This window comes from Luteibacter sp. P4_E6, assembly GCF_056401535.1.
This window is the reverse complement of sequence record NZ_JBFUJE010000794.1, coordinates 1-1,346: the sequence shown is the minus strand read 5'-3', so window position 1 is coordinate 1,346 and position 1,346 is coordinate 1. Positions and strand designations below refer to the sequence as shown.

Sequence of the window (1,346 nt, the reverse complement as noted above, 5' to 3'; positions counted from 1 at the left end):
CATCTGGCGCCCGGCGTTGGTCGATGGTGGACGCTACGATCTCGAAGTGTTCGGCCCCAACGGTTTCTTTCGATCGTTCGAGGGCGACGTAGCCAACGAACACGATGCCGGCATCGAGTTGACTATTCGCCACGACGCTGGCGCTCGCGAGCTGGTTCTCGGACTCACCAACCGAGGCGTTCGCGACGCCAGCCTGGGCCTCCAGTTCAACGCCTATCGAAAGAACGACGGCGGCATGATCCTGTCCCTGGCGCCGGGCGCCAGTACCGAGCGGGCGTGGAAGATTGATTCGGTGGGAAACTGGTACGACTTCTCGGTCGTCGGTGAGGCGTTGGCCCACCGTTTCGCAGGGCGATGGGAGAATGGCAGGCCAAGCATCAGTGATCCCGCCCAGTAATGCTGCCGGACTTGAGTCGGCGAGGCAGCTCATGGACAATAGCTTGCCCTAGAAAATCAATCATTTGCAACGACGGACACTGATGAAAACAGCATTGATCACTGGAATTTCGGGCCAGGACGGCGCCTACCTCGCCGAGTTGCTGCTTTCCAAGGGCTACCGGGTCTTCGGGACGTATCGGCGCACGAGTTCGGTCAACTTCTGGCGGATCGAAGAGCTGGGCATCCAGAACCATCCGAATCTCGAACTGGTCGAGTTCGATCTGACCGACGGCGGTTCGGCCATTCGCCTGCTCCAGAATACCGGTGCGACCGAGGTGTATAACCTCGCGGCGCAGAGCTTCGTCGGCGTTTCGTTCGACCAACCGGCAACGACCGCCCAGATCACCGGCGTGGGTGCACTGCACATGCTGGAGGCCATCCGCATCGTCAATCCGAAGATCCGCTTCTATCAGGCGTCGACCTCGGAGATGTTCGGCAAGGTGCAGGCCGTGCCTCAGAAGGAAGATACCCCGTTCTATCCGCGCAGCCCGTATGGAGTGGCCAAGCTCTACGCCCACTGGATGACCGTGAACTACCGTGAGTCGTATGGAATCTTCGGTTCCAGCGGCATTCTTTTCAATCACGAATCACCGTTGCGTGGCCGTGAATTTGTCACGCGCAAAATCACCGACTCGGTGGCAAAGATCAAGCTGGGTAAGCTCGATGTTCTCGAACTCGGCAACCTSGACGCCAAGCGCGACTGGGGCTTCGCCAAAGAATACGTTGAAGGCATGTGGCGGATGCTTCAGGCGGACGAGCCGGATACATTCGTGCTTGCCACCAATCGCACCGAAACCGTACGTGATTTCGTGACGCTCGCGTTCGCTGCCGTCGATATCGACATCGAGTGGAAGGGAAGCGAAGAGAGCGAAACGGGTACGTGCCGCAAGACGGGCAAGGTCCTGGTC

2 protein-coding genes are annotated in these 1,346 nt (G+C 59.3%); both read left to right on the top strand.

The features are described 5' to 3' along the window. Positions 1–397, top strand: a 397-nt coding sequence (locus AC1DT2_RS23550; RefSeq protein WP_477299103.1) for a phospholipase domain-containing protein, incomplete at its 5' end; no start/stop codon positions are given. A gap of 82 nt (positions 398–479) precedes the next feature. Next, positions 480–1,346: GDP-mannose 4,6-dehydratase (locus AC1DT2_RS23545; RefSeq protein ID WP_477299102.1), on the top strand; the 867-nt coding region annotated here is incomplete at its 3' end.